The 873-nt window shown below is 33.1% G+C and carries 1 protein-coding gene; it reads left to right on the top strand.

Translation table 11 applies throughout. The features are described from left to right. Nucleotides 1-250: 250 nt before the first annotated feature. Nucleotides 251-873, top strand: a 623-nt coding sequence (locus EIP89_RS11395) for an IS1634 family transposase (RefSeq protein WP_160160599.1), incomplete at its 3' end; no start/stop codon positions are given.

Genomic DNA, 873 nt, shown 5'->3' with positions numbered 1-873 from the left:
CCTGACTTCCGCAGATTTTTTATTTTTTGCTTAGTTGTAATTATAAATATTTGTTATACAATGATTTATAAAATCCATTTTCGTCATTTTGGGTGTTAATTTTATTTAGAGGCAAAAATTTGAAGTGTTTGTCAGGCAGCTTAAGCATAAAAATGGCAGAATTTATATTCAGGCAGTTGAAAAATCTCATGGACGATATATTGTCAGAAAAAGTTTTGGCTCAGCTAATAATGAAAGTGAATTAAAATCTTTGATATCCAAGGCTGAGGATTGGATAAAAAAATATCAAGGAATTATTGAGCTTGACTTTGATAACGAAAGACTTCATTATGAACAAGTTCTAAATACCATCACATCGCATAGGCTTGTTGGGGTAGAGCTCATATTGGGTAAACTCTTTGATGAAATTGGATTTAATGCAATAGGAGATGTTCTTTTTAAAGATTTAGTATTATACCGCTTGGTGTATCCAAAAAGCAAACTCAAGACTACGGAATATTTATCTCGATTTGCTCAAAAAAACTACAGTGAAGATGAGATTTATCGGTACATGGATAAACTGTATAACACACAAAAAGAATTGGTTCAGCAAATCAGCTATCAACACACGCTAAAAATACTTCAGCAAGGCATTCAGATTGTCTTTTATGATGTAACAACCTTGTATTTTGAAACAGATCAGGAAGACGATTTTCGCAAGACAGGTTTTTCAAAAGAAGGTAAACATCAAAATCCACAGATTGTACTTGGGTTATTGCTCAGTGATGGAGGGTATCCATTGGCCTACGATATTTTCGATGGAAAGAAATACGAAGGGCATACGATGCTGCCCATTATCAACGGATTTAAAGAGAAATATGCCATAGAAAAAAT

The organism is Thermaurantimonas aggregans (assembly GCF_003851885.1).
Lineage (GTDB): Bacteria > Bacteroidota > Bacteroidia > Flavobacteriales > Schleiferiaceae > Thermaurantimonas > Thermaurantimonas aggregans.
This window is presented reverse-complemented; position numbering and strand designations above follow the sequence as displayed.